This is a genomic window from Mesorhizobium comanense (genome assembly GCF_005503535.1).
GTDB lineage: Bacteria > Pseudomonadota > Alphaproteobacteria > Rhizobiales > Rhizobiaceae > Mesorhizobium > Mesorhizobium comanense.
Genome location: NZ_SCNN01000025.1, coordinates 59003 through 80618, shown reverse-complemented (window position 1 = coordinate 80618; position 21616 = coordinate 59003). Strand labels below are relative to the sequence as shown.

Annotated in this window: 16 protein-coding genes and 1 pseudogene; 11 read left to right on the top strand and 6 right to left on the bottom strand. The window is 59.4% G+C overall.

What is annotated here, in order from left to right; all coding sequences use genetic code 11:
- The first annotated feature begins 2 nt into the window (after nucleotides 1-2).
- The 3 genes from scpB (at nucleotide 3) to FFS37_RS29605 (ending at nucleotide 4156) form a co-directional block, all read left to right on the top strand.
- Nucleotides 3-710, top strand: coding sequence for an SMC-Scp complex subunit ScpB (gene scpB / locus FFS37_RS29615; RefSeq protein WP_137934506.1), 708 nt, complete (start codon nucleotides 3-5; stop codon nucleotides 708-710).
- 156 nt (nucleotides 711-866) lie between these two features.
- A complete protein-coding gene (locus FFS37_RS29610) occupies nucleotides 867-2633 on the top strand; it encodes an ATP-dependent nuclease (RefSeq protein ID WP_137934505.1) in 1767 nt (588 codons plus the stop codon).
- On the top strand, nucleotides 2630-4156 hold the full coding sequence (locus FFS37_RS29605) for an ATP-binding domain-containing protein (RefSeq protein WP_137934504.1): 1527 nt from the start codon (nucleotides 2630-2632) through the stop codon (nucleotides 4154-4156). Before FFS37_RS29610 ends, FFS37_RS29605 begins: the two co-directional genes overlap by 4 nt.
- Nucleotides 4157-4220: 64 nt before the next feature.
- Here the strand turns inward: FFS37_RS29605 and FFS37_RS29600 are convergent, their stop codons facing one another.
- The 5 genes from FFS37_RS29600 to FFS37_RS29575 form a co-directional block, all read right to left on the bottom strand.
- The gene (locus FFS37_RS29600) at nucleotides 4221-5873 is read right to left on the bottom strand and encodes a hypothetical protein (RefSeq protein WP_137934503.1); all 1653 of its coding nucleotides are present in this window, start codon (nucleotides 5871-5873) and stop codon (nucleotides 4221-4223) included.
- A gap of 182 nt (nucleotides 5874-6055) precedes the next feature.
- The gene (locus FFS37_RS29595; RefSeq protein ID WP_096460118.1) at nucleotides 6056-6919 is read right to left on the bottom strand and encodes a DUF3800 domain-containing protein; all 864 of its coding nucleotides are present in this window, start codon (nucleotides 6917-6919) and stop codon (nucleotides 6056-6058) included.
- Nucleotides 6920-6965: 46 nt separating this feature from the next.
- Nucleotides 6966-7475, bottom strand: a complete 510-nt coding sequence (locus FFS37_RS29590; RefSeq protein WP_137934502.1) for a helix-turn-helix domain-containing protein — start codon at nucleotides 7473-7475, stop codon at nucleotides 6966-6968.
- 650 nt (nucleotides 7476-8125) lie between these two features.
- Nucleotides 8126-8827 (bottom strand): RES family NAD+ phosphorylase, encoded by a 702-nt coding sequence (locus tag FFS37_RS29580; protein WP_232375811.1) that lies wholly within the window; start codon nucleotides 8825-8827, stop codon nucleotides 8126-8128.
- A 2-nt stretch (nucleotides 8828-8829) separates the two neighbouring features.
- Nucleotides 8830-9216 (bottom strand): MbcA/ParS/Xre antitoxin family protein, encoded by a 387-nt coding sequence (locus FFS37_RS29575; protein ID WP_137934499.1) that lies wholly within the window; start codon nucleotides 9214-9216, stop codon nucleotides 8830-8832.
- 157 nt (nucleotides 9217-9373) lie between these two features.
- On the opposite strand from FFS37_RS29575, the gene FFS37_RS29570 reads away from it, so the two are divergent.
- From FFS37_RS29570 to FFS37_RS29535, 8 genes and pseudogenes are all read left to right on the top strand, one after another.
- The gene (locus tag FFS37_RS29570) at nucleotides 9374-9670 is read left to right on the top strand and encodes a multiubiquitin domain-containing protein (RefSeq protein ID WP_137934498.1); all 297 of its coding nucleotides are present in this window, start codon (nucleotides 9374-9376) and stop codon (nucleotides 9668-9670) included.
- Nucleotides 9667-10053 carry an E2/UBC family protein gene (locus tag FFS37_RS29565; protein WP_137934497.1) on the top strand — a complete coding sequence of 129 codons (387 nt, stop codon included), beginning with the start codon at nucleotides 9667-9669 and terminating at the stop codon, nucleotides 10051-10053. Before FFS37_RS29570 ends, FFS37_RS29565 begins: the two co-directional genes overlap by 4 nt.
- Nucleotides 10050-10349, top strand: coding sequence for a hypothetical protein (locus FFS37_RS29560; RefSeq protein ID WP_137934496.1), 300 nt, complete (start codon nucleotides 10050-10052; stop codon nucleotides 10347-10349). The genes FFS37_RS29565 and FFS37_RS29560 overlap by 4 nt, the downstream gene beginning before the upstream one ends.
- A gap of 59 nt (nucleotides 10350-10408) precedes the next feature.
- A pseudogene (gene istA / locus FFS37_RS29555) lies at nucleotides 10409-11975 on the top strand (IS21 family transposase).
- On the top strand, nucleotides 11908-12636 hold the full coding sequence (gene istB, locus FFS37_RS29550; RefSeq protein ID WP_027038551.1) for an IS21-like element helper ATPase IstB: 729 nt from the start codon (nucleotides 11908-11910) through the stop codon (nucleotides 12634-12636). Before istA ends, istB begins: the two are co-directional and overlap by 68 nt.
- 146 nt (nucleotides 12637-12782) lie before the next feature.
- Nucleotides 12783-13043, top strand: coding sequence for a hypothetical protein (locus FFS37_RS29545; RefSeq protein ID WP_137934494.1), 261 nt, complete (start codon nucleotides 12783-12785; stop codon nucleotides 13041-13043).
- A gap of 210 nt (nucleotides 13044-13253) precedes the next feature.
- Complete coding sequence (locus tag FFS37_RS29540) at nucleotides 13254-14513, top strand: metallophosphoesterase family protein (RefSeq protein WP_137934493.1); 1260 nt, start codon at nucleotides 13254-13256, stop codon at nucleotides 14511-14513.
- Nucleotides 14510-17980 carry an ATP-binding protein gene (locus FFS37_RS29535; protein WP_137934492.1) on the top strand — a complete coding sequence of 1157 codons (3471 nt, stop codon included), beginning with the start codon at nucleotides 14510-14512 and terminating at the stop codon, nucleotides 17978-17980. Before FFS37_RS29540 ends, FFS37_RS29535 begins: the two co-directional genes overlap by 4 nt.
- Nucleotides 17981-18444: 464 nt before the next feature.
- Here FFS37_RS29535 and FFS37_RS29530 read toward each other — a convergent pair whose 3' ends face one another.
- Nucleotides 18445-21339, bottom strand: a complete 2895-nt coding sequence (locus FFS37_RS29530; RefSeq protein ID WP_137934491.1) for a class I SAM-dependent DNA methyltransferase — start codon at nucleotides 21337-21339, stop codon at nucleotides 18445-18447.
- Between the last annotated feature and the right edge of the window lie 277 nt (nucleotides 21340-21616).

Sequence of the window (21616 nt, the reverse complement as noted above, 5' to 3'; positions counted from 1 at the left end):
CCATGGTGGAAGCGGTGCGCAGACGCGGAAAGGATCGGCCAGATGACCGTCGATCAGCTGACCAGCTGTTTGACCGGGAGCTGGATCACTTGCCGCCGGAGGCGCGCTGGCGCGAATGGAAGAACCGTGTCGAAGCGACCATCTTCGCCGCCAGCGAACCGGTCGGCCGCGAGACGCTCGCGCGGATCGTCGGAAAAAACTGCAGCGTTGACCTTTTGATCGATGACATTCGCGAGGAACTGCGCGGTCGACCCTATGACCTCGTCGCCGTCGCTGGTGGCTGGAAGCATCTGACCCGGCCGGCTTATGCAGACGCTATCCGCAGTGCAGTCGGCGGTAACGAGCGCGCGGTGGACCTCACGCAGTCAGAGGTGCTCGTGCTGATGTGCATCGGCTACTTCCAGCCGATCACCCGTGCCGAGTTGTCATCTTTCTTCGGCAAGGAGATCAGTCGCGATTTTATGGGTCATCTGCGCGGTGCCGGTCTGATCGCTTCCGGCCCTCGTAGCCCGACGCCGGGCGCGCCCTACACCTACGTGACGACAAAAGAATTCCTGCTGGAGTTCGGGCTCGACACGCTGCGCGATTTGCCGGATTTCGAGGCGCTCGAGGACGCCGGACTGCTGTCGAAGGAGAAGCTCCTGGCTGGTGACATCATGCCCGACCTTGCCGGTAGCGAAGAATACCGTGGGGTCGAGGTCGACGAATGACTGCCCGCCGCCACACAACAGTTCGCTGGTCGTTGCGGATGCTTGAAGCTTAAGCTCGACTGCGAAGCGAAGGTCTTTCCATGTCCTGAGAGCTTTGCGGACCGTATTGAACGAGCCTAAGCTTGGCTGCATTGAACCCAACGATTCGGATCGACGATGGTTGAGCAGCCCCGCATCAAATATCTTGCGATCTCGAAGTTTCGGGGTATCGACTCTCTGGAATGGCGTCCAGATCGTCGAATAAACATCCTCATTGGCGGTGGCGATTCTGGAAAGAGCACCGTTTTACATGCGGTTTCGCTGCTGTTCAGCCCAACGAATACAATCCAAGTGCTCGAGACGGACTATCTCAATCGATCGACGAAGGAGGGTTTCTCAATTGAGGCCGTCGTCGAAATTCCAATCGAAGTCGGAATTTCAGACCATCAGCAAGCTCTGTGGCCTTGGGAGTGGGACGGACAGAAGGCGATCCTCCCGGACCCTAGTCATGAAGGCCGCCCCAATCAGGCCGTCTTCAAGTTTCGAGTCCGCGGCACCGACGAACTCGAGCCAGTTTGGGAGGTGGTTCAACCCAACGAAGACGTGGTTGCATTTTCGGTGGGACTGCGGCGGAAGATCGGAGTCGTTCGTCTTGCCAACGACGATCGTAATGACCGCGATCTGAGGCTCGTCTCGGGCTCTGCCCTCGACCGGCTCCTTTCAAAAGGAAATCTCAAATCGAGAATCAACAAGCAGGTTTCCGATGCGAACATCTCGGACGCGCTCTTGAAGGACGAGAAAGACTCGCTGGCGACACTCGGGGTCGCGATGCGTGAAGCCGGGCTACCCTACGATCTGGACCTTGGCCTCACGAGCAGTCAAGGCCTGTCGATCGGCGCTTTGATCGGGCTGCTCGCTAGCAAAGATGGTGTCATGCTGCCGCTCGCAAGCTGGGGTGCCGGCACGCGTCGTATGTCGGCGCTTGAGGTGGCTGGTGCAACCGAAGCCGCAACGAGGCTTACCATTATCGATGAGATTGAACGGGGCTTGGAACCTTACCGGCTGAGGCAGCTGATAGCCAAGCTGACAAAGGACGAGAGCCAGTGCTTTGTGACCACACACAGCGCTGTCGCGATCTCTGCGGCGACAGAGGCCGCTCTCTGGTTCATGGATTCCAAGGCCAAGATTGGGCCACTTCCTCACGACAAGATCGCAAACCAACAGCGCCGCGACCCTGAGACATTTCTGGCAAAGATACCTGTCATCGCCGAGGGGGTAACTGAGGTGGGATTTCTTCGGTTTCTTCTCAGGAATGCCTTCACCGCACGCCCCGAAGATCATGGTGTCCGAGTTTGCGACGGCGGCGGAAACGAAACCATGATGGGCTTGTTGCAAGGGCTCAGCGAAGGCGGTCTCGTACTGGGGGCTTTTTGTGACAACGAAGGAAAATCTCCCGAACGCTGGCGGCGAATAAGCGAAAGGTTCGGAGCGAGACTGTTTCAATGGCGGTCTGGCTGTTTGGAAGAAAACATCATCGCCCATGTACGCGATGACCAGTTGCTGGCTCTCGCGCAAGAGCCCGACGGTACGTTCGGTCGCCGGATGCGAACTCTCGCGGATCGGCTGGCGATCAAAGACAAGGACGAAGCGAGCATCCTAGCGGCATGTGGCAATCCTGAACGGCGCTTGGCGAAACTACGCTCGATCATCGTTGCAGCTGCCACTGGCAACAAAGATGGTGCTCCGGACGAACAGACAGGCAAGGAGTGGTCTAAGCACAGCCAAGTCTGGTTCAAATCGCTCGCCGGGGGCGTCGAACTCGGTACCAAGATGATCTCGTTGTCTGTCTGGCCCTGCGTCGAGCCGGAGATTCTGCCCTTCATCAACGCACTGCGCGCGACAATCGGCGATCACCCTCTTGCCGTAGGAGAGCTGAGACCGTGACGGATGACGAAGTCGCATCGCTGCTGCGGTCTGACCTCCCTTTGGTCACAATCGAGGCACCGGCAGGATGCGGGAAGACGCATCAGGGTTCGTCGTTTGCGATGGACGCGGCGTCAGCGCTGTCTAAGGGCCGTGTCCTGATCCTGACACATACACACGCAGCGCGCTCGGTCTTCGCTGCTCGCACGCGCGCCGTCGCAAATCGCGTCGAAATTCGGACTATAGATAGCTTTCTTACCGAAATCGCGAGTATCTACCACCGCACGCTGGATCTTCCTCCTGACGTTGCGGGTTGGGCGCGCGAAAATGATCGGTATGATGTGGTCGCCGCGCGATGCCGTCAGCTCCTTGAGAGCTCCGCAATCGTTGCGGGCGCTGCTTCACAACGTTATCCAATTATCATCTGCGACGAGCATCAGGACGCGACTGCTGACCAGCACCATGCGGTCGTCGCGGTACATTCGGCGGGATCAATCCTTCGTTTGTTCGGTGACCCGATGCAGGTAATATTTGCTGACAGCGAGGCAGAAATTCGCGCAACACTCGGGCGCTGGGCCGCCCTGAAAGATGCGGGCGGTTGGGGAGAACTCTCGACACCCCATCGTTGGATTTCTGGCACGCCCGAACTGGGAGAGTGGATCTTGGACGCTCGTCGGGCCCTTTCAAATGGAGGCTCGATTGACCTAACCGGCAGCCTTCCCCCGGGGCTAAGGGTACTTTTCGCTGAGAACTCAGCACAGGTTGCACATAAGGCGATCGGCATGTCACGAGAGCACAGGGCACCAATCAGCTCCCTGTTACGGCAAAGTGAGCAACTTCTGGTGATGACTGTCGGTAACGAACGCGTTGCACATTTGAACGCGTTTTTCGGTCGGTCCGTGCGCATTTGGGAAGGCCACACCCGCAACCACCTCTCGGCGCTGGCTGCTTGTATCCGGAATCACACCGGAGACCTCGATGCGATTGCCGATGGCTTTCTGTCCTTCGTCTATGCAACCAGCGTCAGATTTTCGGCTTCAAGCCACGGCAATCGCCTCAAGGCCGAGGTACAACAAAGGTGCGCGAGACCGGCGCGCGGGATGCCTGGTCAGTTGCAAGCAATCGCGAGCCATCTGATCGCGGAGCCGTCCCATCGTGGCGTGGCCAAGGCGCTCGAGCACCTCATCGGCCTCGTAGAACGAAAGGAAAATGGCTTCAGCGATATCGAGTTCGATCTAAAGAGCGAAGTCCGCGACGCCGTCCGAATGGGAGCTTTTGATGTAGCTGCAGACGGATTCGCTGAAATTACTCGGCGTCGAACGTTCTCGCACGCGCAACCACCACGCAAATGCCTGAGCACTATTCACAAATCCAAAGGCCTTGAGTGCGCGAATGCCTTGATCATGATGTGCGATCGATCGGCGTTTTCAGGGACAGAATACAAGCGCAGACTTCTGTATGTCGGCTTGAGTCGGGCCAAAGAAAAGCTGACTCTTATTGTATCTCAAAACAATGCAACTCCGCTGTTCAACGTGCCAGGCTGAGCAGCGTCGATAAAATTTCTCCAGCCGCCGATTGGTCGATATCCTGAGGGCTTCGAGCCGTGGCCTACTTTAGTTGCTCGAAATCGTCTGGGTGGTGGCCGAACGCGGCCTTGAACGCGTTCTTGGCCCAGATCTCCATGGCCTCGTTCTGACTGCCACCGGTCAGCGATCGAAAATCGTAGTGAAAGGGTCCGTCTCGAAGAACCCATTGAAATGTTAGGTCGTAGAGAACCGTCGACGCCATGAAGGTATCGAGCATGCGCTTCAGGGCGGTGCCCTCTCGGCCCGCAAACGCGCGGGTGAAGATTTGCTGTGAGTCAGCGCGATCCGTGAAGAGGGACAAGTGTCGCAGGAAAAGCTCCTGGAACACCTGAGTCGTATGGCCCAGAGCTAAGGCTTTGCCCGCCCAGCAGAAGAAGTGTGGATGGGTGAGCTTGCTCCTGCAGAGATCCATGAAATGTGAGGTCATAACCCGGATGGGCAGGTTACCAGCGGAGTACTCGAAACTCGCCCATTCGGCCATGAGGGCCTGGCCCGCCACCGTTTCGGACACGGCTATGACTGCTCGTAGGGCGACAAGCGGATCGTCATAGCCGCAGCGGTCGGTGAGGACGCGCGAAACGAAAGCATACTCTTCAGAGCTATAGGCTTGGATCGCTGGCTTCACTTCAGGATGCTCTCGGGCGGCCTGACAAAGCAGGGCGAATCGCGCGCCTGGATCGACGTCAGAAATGAAGTCCTCGAAACGTTCGATATCGAGGGGAAAGCCGCGGGTCGGGTTGATCGAAAGGTCGCAGATCAGCAGAAACAGCCCGACGAGGGGGCTGTCGATTGTCTCAGGCCATTCGGACTCACTGAGGCGAAGGAACTCTGTAAACGCATCGACGTAGATGCCGCTCAGATAACCGTCGGCAGCGTAGGCCGCGCAAGTCGAGGGGCCGCCGGACGAAGCGAGAAACTGAAGTTGGATGAAACGCGCCTGGCCTTCGAAGATAGCGTGAAGCCCCACGTCACCGCGCGTGATTGGCGACCCATGGTAGAAGCCCTCGTGGCGCGTGACCGAGAGGCGATCGAACTCTGCTTGCCATCGTTCTGGATCAGGCAGGCTATCGGGCTCCAGATCGCAAGACTGCAGCAGGGCCATCAGCGTGTTACCATAGGCGATACGGTACGAATGACCGACGCTCTCGAAATGTTGGTTCTGCCTAAGCTCGGATGACCGGTTTGGGCTATGCGCGAAGAATTTGTAGAACTCGATGTCCAGCGCATTGTTGACGGCAATGTTAGCTTCCGCGAGCGCCTCGGCCGAGGGCGCCGTGCCATGGAGTAGCGCGTCATCAGCCCATCGCTTTAATGATTTCTTCGGCCCAATTTCCGCGATCGCCTTTTGAAGGTGTTCGAGACTGCTTGAAAATTGTGCTGGGTAGCAGAGGCTGAAAATAAGGCCAGCGGTCGAGCCTACATGCTGCCACCAGTGGATAGTCTCGTGGATGTAGGTCGAGTAGGCTTGGATGAGGTCTGCAGGGTCGTGCCCCCCAAAGTCGCCTGAGGCGAGGGCGTCGACCAACTCATGAACACGCGGGCTCAAGCGCAGCACGAATTGTTTGGTGCTGTAGAGACCATGAGCTTCCAACGTCGCCGCGAACGTCGTAGGCGCCATCAGGATGCCTCCGCTCGGTTCGAGCAAATCATGTTTGAGGTCGTTGAAAACGATCATATTGCGGCCTTGTGGTTGCGCATACAATTGAGGCGTGATTTGACCTCTCGTACCGTCGCCGACGGTATGTCGTCTCGCCGCCGGTACTCTGCGCGATCTGCTATAAAGTTGACATTCGCCCCCCCATGACATAGATGTCTCCTCGGAGGCTTTGTACGCGGAAACGTGGGCATTGCCTTTTTTTATGCCGGGTTGAGAGCGATAGGCCTCAGATCCCGAATGTGCTTAATCCCCCAGATTTTTTCACCTCCTTCGGTCTCGCGACTGAATCGGATTCGCTTTACGCGATCAGCTAGTCCCGCCAATTCGGGTCTGGCCGGCAGCGTCATGCCATTCAATCGCAAACCCCAACTGATCACATACGCGACGATGTCCGTCAGCTGAATTAGCGTCGTTAGATCGCTGTGTACGAAGAAGGGTTCCGGGATAATGAGTCGGGCGCGCACCCTGCCGTTTCGTGTCCTTATGAAATAGTTCGATACCTGCCCAAGCAAGACATGGCTCTGTGCCTTATCTAGCTCGTCGAACACGAGATATCCCATCGGATCGTCTGGCATTCCATTCAAAAAGTAATAGAAGCGCTCGAATAGGAAGGCGTAGTCCTTTCGCATCGCTTCATCGCTTGGTGGCCGCGGTGCTGATTGCGGGACCATGGTTGCGAAGACCTGTGCTCCGTGGCTACGAGCAAGGTTGAGCGCAAACTCGCAATAAGCGATCTTCGCCTGGCCGAGCGCAGTCAACCGATCGCGCGTCACTGCTGTCCCATCAAGAAGGATTTCCCGCGCAAGGCGACTGCGGGTGTTCTGCTCGAAGGCTGGCAATTGTGCAGCGTGTCTGAAAGTTTTTGGCTTGAGTAGCTCCTTGGCTTTCGCCTCCTGGCCGTAAGCCTGATAAAGACGCATCCCGAAGATATGCTGCTGAGCGTCGGAAAGTTGCCGGATGAGGGGCCATATCTTTCGGTCCTCGATCGCAACGCCTGCCAGCACTTCATATGGCGAATTCCGGCGATCTTGGCCTGACTCGTCAATAAATAGCGCCCAACTCATTCCAGTCCCTCGCTCTTGTTCTTTTTATCCATCGGGCCCCAGGGGATCATCGTGCGGCCTCGACGCTCGGTTTCGGCGTGGCTTTGTAACCACGCTTCGTCACCGCCTTGCGGGCTGCCTTGGCCGACTCTTCGATTTCGCGGAATTCAGGTTCTAGTTCCTGAAGGCGCTTCACAAGTCCGCTCAAATCATAGGTATTGCTGAGCTTGCCCCCATTGCTGCTACGGCGCTCGATCCTCTGGACCAATCCGGCCTGCTCCAGTTCCGCAATGTACCGTTGGACCTGGCGTTCACTAAGGCTCAACCGCTGCGCAAGGGTCTCCTTGCTTGGAAATGGTTTCCGCTCCTTATCCCACCAGAAATCGCACAATTGCAGGAGGACGGCGAGCTGGGTCGGATTAAGCCCGATACGCTGCTGAGCGCGCAGCAAGAGAGACGGAACGAGGCAAAAGCCCAGCTCGATTACCTGTTGACCCCATTTATCGGCGGACGCTTTGTTGGTCTTGATCGTCGGCGCCGGCGTTGCGTCTTCTTCTTGTGGAGGATTTGCGGTCATGGTAGTGTCCTTTTGCTAGCTTCCGGGACACAAATGCGCGGCGTTTGCGCTGTTTGCAAGAGGGCGCAACCGGACGTATATGTCTCTAGGGACAAGACATAGATGTCGCTAGGCTACCAGTCAAGGATGGCTGGTAAAGAAATACGCATCGTCTAATCGCAGATGAAGGCGGACTGCACATAAACGAGTAGTAGTTTCGCACCAGGCGCCCATGACCAGTGGGAGTGGCCGGTTATCTCCCGATAATCAGGCTTATTCTGTCTGATGGTCTTTGGAGGGGGCTGATCTTGGGGAGCATGAGGTTTTGTGCGGCAGTCACGTTGCGGCCGACCAAACGGGCGTTTTCTGTGGCGTGGTTCCGGCCCGCTCGGGGAGCCTCCGTAACCAACCGTCCCACAGTTCCTCATGCTCTCCAGTTGTCTCAGCGCAACGCCATTGCTACGTTGCCGACTGGCGGCTGGTGGCGAGAAAACCCAGCCGAGGGTCGCGCCGACACGGAAATCCGATACAGTCTCGCGGCGAAGTTACGTACCGCTGAGTATGTGGATCTCGATGCTCCGATCGCCACACCGTGGCTGTACCGGCGGCCAGAGGTTGAGATCGACGTCTGACGACTCCGTTTGTCGACGGGACGACAGGCCGGACTTAGACTATGCCGCTTTCATCACTGCGTCCTTGAACAGGTCGTCCGCCCTGAAATTCTCTCCCTTGTCGAAGCTGTATACCGACTTCACGTGACAGCCGTCCCAGACGAAGCGGAAATGCTCGGCCTGAACGCTTCTCGCGAGAACGTCTCCGTTGAAGATCGCGACGCAGGTCCCGGCAGGCCGGACGGGGCAATTGAATAGGGCACCATCGGCGCCGACATTTAAGAGCTCTTCCCCGACCTCCCACCGCGCCGTTTGGGTCAAGGTCGGGTCGAGCGCCCGCAAATCAGCAAGTCGCCCCTTCACGCGAGTACCGAGGACCCGCATGTCGAGGTCGAGAGGCGGCTCCTCGGTACGCGAGAGGAAGAGTTCGCGCTTGCGCACAGACATAGCGAGGGCGGTCTGAAGGCAGTCACACAACTCCATGGCGCCGAAGAGCGGGCTCAGCAGCCACGTGCCCTCGGGATTCAGGTAGGCAAAGGGAGCATGGTTCCAGTTCTGTAGTTTGGGGGACGCTTCGTCGACCTGGGCATCCCCGGTCAGCAGCCGGCGCATCTGCGCGCGGGGATTCGTGAGATCTTCGACCGAAGTCACAACAGGCCACACCTCCTCCCGCGCGACGCGCTCGTATAACGAGATGGGCGGGAAGCGCGAGGGGATGAGGCGATACCAGGTACTCTCGACCACTACATAGTCGACGCTCAACACTATCCTCCCCGCTGCGCATCCAAATATCGTCGTACATCAATCAGGTCCGCCATTCTCCCCTTCATCATGTGATCGAGGGCGCTGCGGCCGTGCCAATATTTATTCTCCCGTTTTATCCACTGATCAGCGCGCTGAGGATCCGGAAACAAGATGTTTAAGCACTTGTAGATACTGAACACGTGCGAAATCCGTTCGAGCGTATCGCTGGGGATCGCTCCCCCCTCTTTCTTCCATTTGAAGAATGTCGACCTGGCCGGCGATCCAAGCAGGATGATCTGCTGATCCGTCGTTAAGCCCCAGGCGTCCGCGATGTTGATGAAGGTTCCTAACGCGGTTCGCTCTTGGACACCTCGTTCAATCGATACGTCCTGAGCGTGTCCAGCCATGCATACCCCGTAAATATGGTAAGTCCAAAATCGAACTTGAAACTCACAAGCAGTCCAGATATGGATTAGTCCAGATATGGACTGATTCGTGAAATTGAATCCGATTTGCCAGTTAGTCAAGAGTCCCACCTGACGGGCAGCCCGATAGGAGATCAAAATGTCGAAACACGATGTGCTGGAGCAGACCAGCAACGGCAAGGACGGCGGCAAGCCCGATAAGCCGAAGGCCTATACCTTCTTTGTCGGGCGCGAGAAATTCGAGACTGACCAGCCGGTGCTGACCGGGTTACAGATCAAAGCCAAGGTCCCTGACTGGGATCCCTCGCACGATCTCGTTCTGGAGGGGCACGGAGACGATCCCGACCGCGTCATCCGTGACGATGAAGAGGTCTCGCTTGAGAAGATCCACGGGCCTTTGCGCTTCTCTGCCGTGCCGAAGGCAAATTTTGGATGATGAGCCTCCTAGATGTCCAGCTCGCGGAGCTCACGGAGCGGTATCCCGGGGTCGCGGCCACTCGGCTTCCGAGCGGCACGACCCTGATCACCGTGCCGGGTGTGCGCTTGCCCGCGGGCTGGACAAAGGCGCACACGACGATCTGGTTCCTGGTGCCCCCGGGCTATCCCTACGCGGCACTAGACTGCTTCTGGGCCGATGGGGACCTGCGGCTCGCCGGTGGCGCCGTCCCGGCGAACGCAAGTGCTACGAACCCCATCCCGGAAGTCGGTACCCCTAACCTGTGGTTCTCCTGGCACCTCGCCCAGCCGTGGAATCCTAACCGCGACAGCCTCTCCTCGTGGATGAACACCGTGAACGACCGCCTTCGGCAACTGAAATGACCGGCTTGCGTTTCGCCGCCCCCGAATACGACCGCCTTGCGCGCACCCTGCTCGCACATGACGAGGAGACCTGCGCCGTCGTATTCACCCGAAGCGGCGGCTCGGAAGGCGCCTGGATCGCTGCCGACTGGGTGCTGGCCCCCGCAGACGCTTACAGCCATCGCGACGGCATCTCTGCCGAACTCTGGCCCGCCTATCTGGTCGAGATCGCCAACCGCGCGCGCAAGGAGAAGCTCGGGTGTGAATCGGCGTGCAAAATTGACCCCATAAGCCGGGGAATCGGCGTCCAATTTTGACCCCCCTGATGCTTTGATTTGCGACCATCCGCTCGTCGTGGCGAGCGGATGGTGTGGGGATGAAGTCGGTGGATACGATTGCCCGGGTTCGGCGCGCCTTCCATGTGCAGGGATGGTCGCTCAAGCGGATTTGCCGCGAACTGCATGTGTCGCGGAACACCGTCCGCAAGATACTCAGGTCCGATGAGACATCGTTCTCCTACGAACGCGAGCGGCAGCCCAAGCCGAAGATCGGTCCGTGGCAGGATCAGCTTGACGGGTTTTTGAATGGCAACCGTGGCAAGGCGGCGCGCGAGCAACTGACACTGATCCGGATTTACGAAGAGCTTTGCAGCCTCGGCTACGAGGGAGGCTATGACGCCGTCCGCCGATACGCGAAGAGCTGGGCGAAGGCGCAGGGGTCGGCGATGGCGGACGCCTATGTGCCGCTATTCTTCGCGCCGGGCGAGGCCTACCAGTTCGACTGGAGCCACGAGATCGTCCTGATCAACGGCGTGACAGTAACCGTGAAGGTCGCCCATGTCCGGCTCTGCCACAGCCGCATGATGTTCGTCAGGGCCTATCCGCGCGAGACCCAGGAGATGGTGTTCGACGCCCATGACAGGGCGTTTGCCTTCTTCGGCGGCGCCTGCACGCGCGGCATCTACGACAACATGAAGACGGCGGTGGAAACGATCTTTGTTGGCAAGGACCGCCAATACAATCGCCGCCTCCTACAGATGTGCAGCCATTATCTGGTGCAGCCAGTCGCCTGCACGCCGGCGTCGGGCTGGGAGAAGGGTCAGGTCGAGAACCAGGTCGGGCTGGTGCGCGAGCGCTTCTTCACGCCCAGGCTGCGCTTCAAGACCTATGAGGAGCTGAACGCCTGGCTGCAGGACAAGTGCGTCGCCTATGCCAAGGCGCACCGTCACATCGAGCAACCGGAACGAACGATCTGGAACGTGTTCGAGGAAGAGCGCGGCAAACTGGTCGAGTATCGCGGCCCCTTCGACGGATTCCACACGGTGCCGGCCTCGGTGTCGAAGACCTGCACGGTTCGCTTCGACACCAACAAATACTCGGTCCTGTCGACGGCCGTCGGCCGCCCCGTCGAGATCCATGCCTATGCAGACAGGATCGTCATCCGCCAGGACGGCGTGGTCGTCGCCGAACATGCCCGCTCCTTCGGGCGCAACGAGACGGTCTACGATCCCTGGCATTACGTCCCTGTACTTGCCCGCAAGCCCGGTGCGCTGCGCAATGGCGCGCCATTCCGGGATTGGGCTCTGCCACCAGCGATGGAGCGTATCCGACGCAGATTAAAGGCGGCGCATGACGGCGATCGGCAGATGGTGTCGATCCTGGCCACGGTGTTGACCGACGGCATCGATGCCGTGGAGGCTGCCTGCCAGGAAGCGCTCGATCAGAATGTCTGCTCATCCGCCGTCATCATCAACATCCTGGCGCGGCGGCGCGATCCGGCGCCGGCAGTCACCATTCTCACCCCGGACGCACTTCGCCTGCAGCATGAGCCGCAGGCCGACTGCGCCCGCTACGACAGCCTCAGGAGGGCAAGCTGATGGAACGCACCCAGGTTCTGGAACTGATGGGCACGCTGAAGCTCTACGGGATGCGCGGCGCCTATGACGAGGTCATGGCGACAGGCATCAAGCGCCAGCACGAGCCGCCGAGGATCGTCGGCGATCTGCTGTCGGCCGAGATCGCCGAGAAGCAGGCCCGCTCCATTAAATACCAGCTCACTGTCGCCAAGCTGCCGATCGCCAAGGACATCGATGAGTTCGACTTCGACGGCACGCCGGTCAATGAGGTGCTGGTCCGGGACCTCGCCAACGGCACCTTTGTCGCCGACCAGCGCAACGCCGTGCTCATCGGCGGCACCGGAACCGGCAAGTCGCATCTGGCAATCGCCATTGCCCGCGCCCTGATCCGCAACGGCTCACGTGGCCGCTTCTTCAATGTCGTCGATCTCGTCAACCGGCTCGAGACCGAGCACCGCGGCGGCAAGCAGGGCCGGATCGCCGATTACCTCACCCGGCTCGACTTCGTCGTGCTCGATGAACTCGGCTATCTGCCCTTCGCGCAGGCCGGCGGGCAATTGCTCTTCCACCTAATCAGCAGGCTCTACGAACGGACCTCAATCATCGTCACCACCAACCTGGCGTTCGGCGAATGGCCCGCCGTCTTCGGCGACGCCAAGATGACGACAGCGCTGCTCGACCGTCTCACCCATCATTGCGAGATCATCGAGACCGGAAACGAATCCTGGCGTTTCAAGAACCGCGCCTGATCACCCCATCAAGCTGCCAAGCGCCATCCGCGCTCGCCCTGGCTGCGCAACCCTGACCAGCTCCGCCCGGGCGAACGCTGACCGCCGCGCACTACACAAGGGGGGTCAAAATTGGACGCCGATCGGGGGTCAGTTTTGGAAGCCGTTTGACAGCCGAGGTCCTGGCGGCACTGGACATCGTCAGATTCAGACCCACGCTCGAGATCGCGGAAGAGCTCAACGAGATTCCATGGGACGTAGCGCGTGCCGCACGCAAGCTTGTTGACGGCGGGCTCGCCGAGTATCCAGCAGACGCTCAGCGTGACCGCCTTCGGAAAAGGCCCATGCAGGAATCCAAACCGGAGAAGCCGCGCAAGGGAGGATTTCTCGACTGGATGCGGCGCCTTCTGTTAGGTGAGACGAAGTAGCGGCATGCGTAGGTCACTTCGAGGCGGGACAGTTCATCCGAGGTCTTGGGGTGAGGTCGTTGGCAAGTCGGAGTGGATGTCTTGTTCGCTGATAGCCACTCACCTCGCTCGAACGCCGACCTATAGCTCGAGAGCCAACACCCCGTATCTTGAGATGTTTCCTGTCGAGCCGCAGCCGAACGCCGTTATGCTCGGACCGGAGCCAGTGTCATGCCATTTCGATTCGTTCACACCGCCGACATCCATCTCGACTCGCCGCTGCGTTCGCTGGCGATGCGAAACGGCGACCTTGCCGAACTCGTCGGAGACGCCAGCCGCCAGGCGTTTGTCTCCATAGTTGACCTCTGCCTGGCGGAGCGTGTCGATGCGCTGGTCATTGCCGGCGATCTCTATGATGGCGACCAGACGTCGATGAAAACCGCCCGCTTCCTGGCGTCGCAGATGACACGACTGCACCAGGCCGGCATCAGTGTCCTCAAGATCCGTGGCAATCATGACGCGCTATCGCGCATATCGAAGCAGCTGGTGTTCCCGGATACGGTCACGATCTTCGGTGGCCGTTCCCATTCAGTGCTGCAGACAGCCGGCGGGCTCGACGTCATGTTTCATGGCTTGAGCTTCGCCAGCCCCAAGGCGCCGGACAGCCTGCTGCCCAAGTATTCAGCGCCGCGTGAAGGCGCGGTCAATGTCGGCATCATGCATACCAGCCTGGCCGGATCGCCCGGCCACGACGTCTATGCCCCCTGCAACGCCACCGACCTGCATGCCCATGGCTTCGACTACTGGGCGCTTGGGCACATCCATGTCCGCCAGGTCCATCCCGGGGCGAGCACGGTGGTGATGCCGGGAATTCCCCAGGGCAGGGACATCAATGAGGCCGGGGAGAAATCCGTCACCCTGGTGACGATACGAGACGACCGCACCGTAGAGATCGAGGAGAGGCTGACCAGCATCGCGCAATTCGAAAGGGCGAATGTCGACCTGACCGAAACGGTGGAATGGTCCGATGTCGTCGGACGAGTCCGCTCCGCGCTCGAAGATGTGCGCGCCTCCGTCAGGTCCCGTCACGTTGTGGTCCGTCTCGGCCTGACCGGGGCTTCACCCTTATCCTGGGCGCTGATCCGTGACCGCGACCTGCTGCTCGCGGAAGCCGAGCAGGTCGCGGAGCAGATGGGTGACACCTGGGTGGACAAGCTCGAGCTTAGCGTCTCTCCATTCGCGGCCGAACCATCCGAGGGCATCGCCGATCCGATTTTCGAACTCGCTCAATCCATGCGCGCCGATGCCGGCTCGGACGCGTTCCGCGCCGAGGCGAGGGCCTTGGTCCAGAAGATGGTCGCGGATCTTCCGCCTGACGGGCGCGATTTCGCCGGCAAGGACGAGGCTGAGCTGGAGTTGTTCCTCGATAGGGTGCTTGCCAACGGCGCAGATCTGGTCACCGCCCGCCTCAAGGCCGGTGGGTCACAATGAGGCTCCGGCGACTTGATCTCATCCGTTATGGCAAGTTCACCGACAGGACAATCGACTTCGGGCTGAAACCGGAATCCGGTCCCGACCTGCATATCGTCTTCGGCCTGAACGAAGCCGGCAAGTCGACCGCGCTTTCCGGCTATCTCGATCTGCTGTTCGGCATCGAGGAACGCAGCCGCTACAATTTCCTGCACGAGTACAGCGCCATGCGCATCGGCGGGGTGCTCGAACTCGGCAGCGCGGAGCACACGTTCACACGCACCAAACAGCGCACCAACTCATTGTTGAACGAGACTGGCCAACCGGTCAGCGAAATGGCGATATCGGCGCATCTGGCCGGCCTGTCTCGCGACGCATACGAGACCATGTTCTCGTTGGACGACGAAACGCTGGAAGCAGGTGGAAAATCAATCCTGGAATCGCGCGGCGACTTGGGCAAGCTGCTGTTCACGGCCAGCGCCGGTCTCGGGCACGCAAGCGATACTTTGAGCGTGCTGGAGGCCGAAGCGGACAAGCTCTATCGCAAGCAGGCGCACGGAACCGAGCTTGCGCTGCTCAAGAAGCGGCTTGCGGAACTGAAGGCCGGCAGGGAGGCGATCGACACCTTGGCGTCGACTTATGAGAGCCTTGAACCCGAGCGTCTCGACGCGACAGAAAAATACGACCGCAGCATCGCCGAACGATCGGTGCTGTCGGCTCGGCTCGATACCATCGCGAAGTATCTTCGCGCGATCCCGATCCTTGCCGAAATCCGACGCAAGCAAGCCCAACTGGCCGAGTTGCCCGAGATCGCTTCACCGTCACGGACCTGGACGGGCAGCGTCACTGAGATGATCGATGACGACGCCAGTCTGAGAACGCGGCTATCCGCGAGTGTGGAGGAACTCGAGCGGGTGACGACAAAAATTGCGTCGGTCGATGTGGACGAGACGATCCTAGCGATCTCCGAACGGGTTCTCGGCCTAGCCGACCGCAAGGTGCGCCATGTCTCGGCCGGCCTCGACCTGCCAAGTCGCAGGACGGAGCTGCAAATCCTCGACAATGCGGTGGCGAGCTGCCTTGCCGCCCTTGGAAAGCCCTCCGAGCAACACCCTGCCAAACTGCTCTTGCCTGCTGCAACCATTGGCGCTGTGCGTACCATGGTCGAGCAGCGATCCGGGATCGTCACCAGCGTCCGCGTTGCGCGCGAGGAGGCCGCGGCAGCTGCTGATGCGCTTCAGGGGGCACGCGAGCGGGTCGGCGAAGAACGGGCCGTGCCGGAGCCTGCCAGGGCAAGGCTGGCTTCGGCTTTGTCTACGGCAAAGGCTAGCGGATACATGAGGGAGACCAAGGCGGCACGCGAGGCCGCGGATGCCGGTGCAATTCGATGGGAGGCCGCGATCGCGCGCTTGCTTCCCTGGTCGGGCGATGCTCAGGCATTGGCCAGGATCGCCATTCCGAATGCCGGACGCCTGGGCGCATGGAAGGCGCTGGCAGCAGAGCTCGGGAAGGGTAGGGGCATCCTTTCCGAACGTCTTGCCGAGCACCAGGGCAATCACGACTTGCTTTCGGCGCGGCTGGAAGCCCTTCGTGCCTCAGTCGATGTCACCGACGATGATGCGGCGGGCGTCATTCGGCGCGCCCGTGACGAGGCCTGGGCAAGGCATCGCGATGACCTGACTGGCGATACGGCGGATGATTTCGCGGCAGCACTGGCCCGAGACGACAGTGTCGGAGCAGGCCGTTTGGCCAACGCCCGGGAACTGGTCGAAATCCGCAGCACAAGCCGCAATCTCGCAGAAACCTCGGCCACCATCGCGCATGCGCGTGATCAACTTGCTCGCAACGGCTCAGATCGGGAGGCTGTGCTCTTGGAAATTCGCGCATCAGCAAGAGAGCTGCTCGCAGACCGCCAGGAATCATCCCCCGAGCAGCTGATCGAGCTGATCGAGGATCGCATCGCTGCCCGAAGAGAAGCGATCGCGGCCTGGGAGGAGATCGAGCTTTCCCGCAAGAAGGCCGAGCGGGCGGTTGATGAGGAAGGCCGAATACGCCTGGAGTTGAGCGGTGCGCTGGCGAGCGTCGGCGTCGGTTCGGGTCCGGGTGACAGCCTGGAGACGATCATGGCCGCGGCAGAGCTGTTCCTTGAGAGACAATTCAAGGTGGACGCTGAGCGCACCGAGGCGCTCAAGACGGTTAGCACAAGGCAAGAGGATCTGGCCGCCAGGCGCCGAGCTGTCGAAGTCGCGGAGCGACGTGAGGATGAATGGCAGGCTGGTATTGCCGAAGCGCTAAAGGGCACATGGCTGGAGAGCGGCATCTCGGTGCCCGGCATGGGAGGCGTCCTTGACCAACTGGCTGAACTGTCCAAGGGCCTTCAGGACCGGGACTCCATGCAGCTTCGCATCGAGAAGATGGAGGCCGACAGGGACAATTTTAAGGTCGAGGTTTCCGCCGTTGCAGCCGAAGCGGGCGAGGCGGCGGACGACGACGAACCGGAACAGCTGGCCCTTCGGCTTGCCGAGCGCTTGGAGCGCGCCGAGCGCATGCGCGAGGCCAAGGCAAGCCTCGTCAATGACCTGCAGCGCCTGCAGGATCAACGGGAGATCCTCGATGCCGAGATTTCGGCGCATGAGCGCCGCAAGAACGAGGTCCTGAGCGTCTTTGGCGTCGCCACACTGGCGGAGGTCGTGCAACGCGACGAACTGCTGCGCGACAGGGATCGCCTGCGCACTGCCGTGGCCGAGCTTGAGGAACAGGTTTCGTCCGAGCTCGCGGTGGAAGGCTTCGAGCAGGCGCGTTCGATACTGGATGGTGTCGATCTCGACAGCCTTGCAATCGAGAAGGCCGAAGCCGAGCAACGGCTTCACGACCTTGACGAGGCGATACAGCAGCAGCTCATCCGGCAGACACGCGCGACCGACAAGCTGGACGCCATTGGCGGCGACAGCGCTGTTGCCCGCATCGATGCCGAACGGCGCACCGTCCTTCTCGAGATCGAGGAAAAGGCCGTCCGTTATATCGAGCTGAAATTGGGAATCATGTCGGCTGGCAATGCGCTGCGTCTCTACCGCGAGCGTCACCGCTCCGGGATGATGGAGCGCGCATCAGACGCGTTCGCCCTCATGACGCGCGGCCAGTACTCTGGCCTGACAACGCAACCTGTGAAGGGTGGGGAAGTGCTGATCGCATTGCAGCGCGATGGGCAATCCAAGGTCGCGGACGCGCTGTCAAAGGGCGCGCGGTTTCAGCTCTATCTGGCGCTGCGGCTTGCCGGCTACTACGAGTTTGCGCAGTTTCGGCCCTCCGTGCCCTTCATCGCAGACGACATCATGGAAACTTTCGACCATGTCCGGTCCCAGGAGGTTTTCCGGTTGTTTGGCGAAATGGCAAGTGCCGGTCAGGTGATCTATCTTACGCACCACCAGCACCTGTGCGAGATCGCCAAGGCTGTAGTGCCGGGCGTAGCGGTCCATGAGCTCGGATGAGATTGGACTTCTTGATGCGCTGCGGAAATACCGTGCTGTTCGATTGCCCCTTAGCTAGTCTAATCGACATTTCCAAGCGCCGGCTTTCGCGTCAGCTTTGCGCCTCATCTCGGCCGTGGAGGCGAAGTTTTCCTCCACTCGAAAGCCAACATCCAGGTTGCGGGCAGTGAGGCAGCTTTGCGCCTCGCGGCGCAGGAGGCGATCAGGAGCGCGGGTTGGCCGACAAATACCGAAAATAGGCAGACGCCTTGCAGCATTTCCATCCGTTCGTCAGCTCTAAGCTGCTGATGGGGATGGTGAAAACATACGCGCGGGAAGCCAATAGGGAAGACGCGGCAGCCGGTTTCCGATCAGCTGCTTTCGAGCGATCCAGAGCCAAACTGGACAGGCTCCCACCGGCCCGGGCCGGTCGTTGATAGCTAAATAGGACGCGTAAGCACATCCCGTCAGGGTCGGCCTGTGGTTCAGACCTCTTCATCTGTTTCGTCGTCATCGACGACGCTGAGCTTGGACCCGCCGCGTGACACGTTGAGTTCCAAGAAAAATCTTAGGACTTCATCCGGCTTGGCATCAGCGGAGATTCCATACGCAGCCCCAACAGCCTCATCTACCGACCGGTGAGCGTCGATCAGCCATTTGGGCTTTGCATTGTAGAGCTTCGTCAGAGTGCGCTTTGTGAGCTCCTTCGCCGCCTTGTCATCGACAGGAACAAGACGCTCTGGGAAATGCCCAACGACCTCAGGGATCGATGTAACTAGGCCAGTTGGGTTCAGCCAATTCTCCCGAAGGCGGTTCAGCTCTCTTGCGACTTCTGCGATCGCACGCCCATGAGCATTCTTCTCCAAATCGTTAGCAGCCAATTTAGGGGTCAGCCCATCCGGAAATGCGAAGGTGCTGAAACTGGTTGTCGGCGTGTAGCGAGGGTCATTGCCCACGCCCAGAAACGTTCCTCGCCGAAGGGACCAGATCTCGTGGAAGCGGCTGTGAACGATCCCGAAGGTCGTGTCATCAGATCGGGCAATGACCACTACGGCATTGTCGGCGACAATCGGCGGCTTCCGCCAAGCAAAAAGTCGGTACTTCGCCACTCTAGGACTTACTATAAACCGGTCGAGCGAAGCGATAGCTGCTCTTAGCTCTGGCCTTGAGCGCCAGTGCTGCCACCAGCTGAGCAACGCCTCTGGTTGTGTCATGTTCGCCCGATGTGCTTTCACCGGTTCGATATATGCATAAGGCGCCTCGTAAAGGGCCGCCTGGCTTTCTGTCATGTCGCGAAAGTCGACAATGAACCGGTCCTTTGGCCGATTGGTAACGTCGTTGCCGACCAGGAATGGCAAGACGACGTCACTGTTAGGACGTCCGTTCGGGTTGACAGGTTGTGCAAGCAGTTCGCGGGCGATGCCGCCGGGCAACACGAAGGATGCCGGCGGCAGCTTCAACTTCACAGCAGCCTTTTTATTTAGCTGGCTTCGGGGCACGACACCCTGGAAGGCCACATCAATGTTCGCGTCCAGAATCTTTGCACGGCTTAGATCGAACGCTTCGCCATCGCTGGGAGCATGCAGATCCGCGAAAATCGTGGACACCGGCTTTCCGTCAAGAAGCGGCGCCTTCGCCTTCTCTCGGCCGAAACAAACAAGCGATACCCGCACGGCTGCTCCGTCCACCGTCCATGGTTCATCGCGCCAAGCCTCGAAGATACGACCATTCCGTGCGATCGGCTCTAGCACCTCGCGGCTTGCTCCGCCGGTGATCGAGTTGGTGGAGACCAATCCAACATGTTGGGGGCCGCCATTCTCGACGGCTTGCCAAGCCTTCGCAAACCAGAAGCAGACCAGGTCAGCGCCTTCGTCCACACGCCCACGATAAAGGCGCCTAATCTTGGCCGTATATTCTGGCCCCAGCTCTGGTTGCAGCTTTCTGCTGCCGAGAAATGGAGGATTCCCGACAATCACGTCGGCATCCGGCCAGCTCGCCTCGGTGCCATCCTCGTTGATCAGGGCGTCCCGATGATCGATGTTCTGCAATGGCCTCAGGATGGGCGTCTTGCTAACATCGAAGCCGTTCTTTCTCATCCATTGGATCTCGCCAATCCATACGGTGACACGAGCCAGTTCGGCTGCATAGGAGCTGAGCTCGATCCCCCGCACGACCTCCGGCCCCACGGTAGGGAACTGCCGCCCTAACCCGAGGATCTCGCCCTCAAGATTCACGCGGTGCTCAAGGTCCTTGATCGCCAGCAGACTGAGGTACAGGAAATTTCCGGAGCCGCAAGCCGGATCTAGCACTCGAAAGCTCCTGAGCCGCTCCAGAAACCCGTTCAACAGCTCTCGTTTTCGCTTTGCCGAGGTTTTTGCGTGCTCTATCCTCTCCCGGATTCCATTCCACTCTCGTGTGAGCGGGTCGATAATAACCGGCCGGATGATCATCATGATCTTTTCCGGGTCGGTGTAATGGGCGCCAAGCTGGCCGCGTTTCTCGGGGTCCAATCCACGTTCGAAGAGCGTCCCGAAAATCGACGGATCGATGTCGGACCAGTCTAGCGCGGCCGCTGCTCCGATTGACTCGAGGTCATTCTTGGTTAGAGGGAGTGCGGTAGCATCATCGAATAAACCGCCGTTGAACCACTCAATTTCATCAACGCCAAAGGGGCCACCCTTCTGCATGGCCCCAAAAAGCTGCTCTAGCATACCTTGAGCCACTGAAGGCTTTTTGATGCTTTTCTCTAGGATAAGGTTGAATATCTTTCGAGGAAGGAGGCCGATGTCCTCTGCAAACATGCAGAAGACAAGCCTATTCACGAAGTGAGCGACGGCATGCGGGTCATGAACTTTGCTGAGGCTGATCGCGAGTGAGGCGAACGTGTCTGCGGCTTCACGCGTGAGCGCATCAATCGTCTTGGCGGGCCTCAGCCGATCAGGTTCCGTAAATAGCCAACGCAGCTTATCGCGTTGATTTGCGTCAGAAAGATCTTGGATCTTGATATGATGGGTCTCTGATACCGTATTCGTCCAGTTAGTATGAATGACAAAATGGTCCATGTCGGACACTACAAGGAGCGGCGGGTTCTCGAGCGCCACCGCATATTGCTGCAGCTGTGCGTAGGCGGCTGTCAGATCTTTCCTCTTGCCTTTATATTCCCAGCCGAAATGCCCCTTTTTCCATACGTCCGCCCAGCCTTCACCTCCAGTCGTCTTTGAAGCGCCCCGCTCAAAGCAGTACCAGTCACCACTCGTATCAACGTCGGTCGGCTTATCCACGCCCAACATCTCGCACAGGTCGTTGAAGTGCGACTGTGCCGCGGAACGTTCCTTGAGGGTTGACGCCTCCCACTTCCCAATGAATTGTTCAGGTGTCACGATCGCTCCGAGTTGTCCGAAAATCTTATAATCGAGGGAATATTTTCCTCATCCGCAAGTTCACGCTATCGCGTCTAAAAAGGTCCCTAAGTCAAGGTGATTTTGGTCGGTTGTCCGAGCCGCGAGGGAAATGCCAGCAGGGCACGGCCATTCGTCCATGAGGTATGATTCCCGCCAAAATAGTGACGAACCTCAATCGATGCACGGGTTGACCCGCCATCGGGCGGAATTCCTGAAGTTCTGAGCATTGATGATGCGGCAGCGCGGTTGATTTCTG

What these genes read in the sequence shown, in the direction of transcription:
- FFS37_RS29600 (WP_137934503.1), bottom strand. Translation starts at nt 5,873, where the DNA reads ATGATCGTTTTCAACGACCTCAAACATGATTTGCTCGAACCGAGCGGA.
- scpB (WP_137934506.1), top strand. Translation starts at nt 3, where the DNA reads ATGGTGGAAGCGGTGCGCAGACGCGGAAAGGATCGGCCAGATGACCGT.
- FFS37_RS29595 (WP_096460118.1), bottom strand. Translation starts at nt 6,919, where the DNA reads ATGAGTTGGGCGCTATTTATTGACGAGTCAGGCCAAGATCGCCGGAAT.
- FFS37_RS29610 (WP_137934505.1), top strand. Translation starts at nt 867, where the DNA reads ATGGTTGAGCAGCCCCGCATCAAATATCTTGCGATCTCGAAGTTTCGG.
- istB (WP_027038551.1), top strand. Translation starts at nt 11,908, where the DNA reads ATGGAACGCACCCAGGTTCTGGAACTGATGGGCACGCTGAAGCTCTAC.
- FFS37_RS29560 (WP_137934496.1), top strand. Translation starts at nt 10,050, where the DNA reads ATGACCGGCTTGCGTTTCGCCGCCCCCGAATACGACCGCCTTGCGCGC.
- FFS37_RS29535 (WP_137934492.1), top strand. Translation starts at nt 14,510, where the DNA reads ATGAGGCTCCGGCGACTTGATCTCATCCGTTATGGCAAGTTCACCGAC.
- FFS37_RS29570 (WP_137934498.1), top strand. Translation starts at nt 9,374, where the DNA reads ATGTCGAAACACGATGTGCTGGAGCAGACCAGCAACGGCAAGGACGGC.
- FFS37_RS29575 (WP_137934499.1), bottom strand. Translation starts at nt 9,216, where the DNA reads ATGGCTGGACACGCTCAGGACGTATCGATTGAACGAGGTGTCCAAGAG.
- FFS37_RS29540 (WP_137934493.1), top strand. Translation starts at nt 13,254, where the DNA reads ATGCCATTTCGATTCGTTCACACCGCCGACATCCATCTCGACTCGCCG.
- FFS37_RS29590 (WP_137934502.1), bottom strand. Translation starts at nt 7,475, where the DNA reads ATGACCGCAAATCCTCCACAAGAAGAAGACGCAACGCCGGCGCCGACG.
- FFS37_RS29565 (WP_137934497.1), top strand. Translation starts at nt 9,667, where the DNA reads ATGATGAGCCTCCTAGATGTCCAGCTCGCGGAGCTCACGGAGCGGTAT.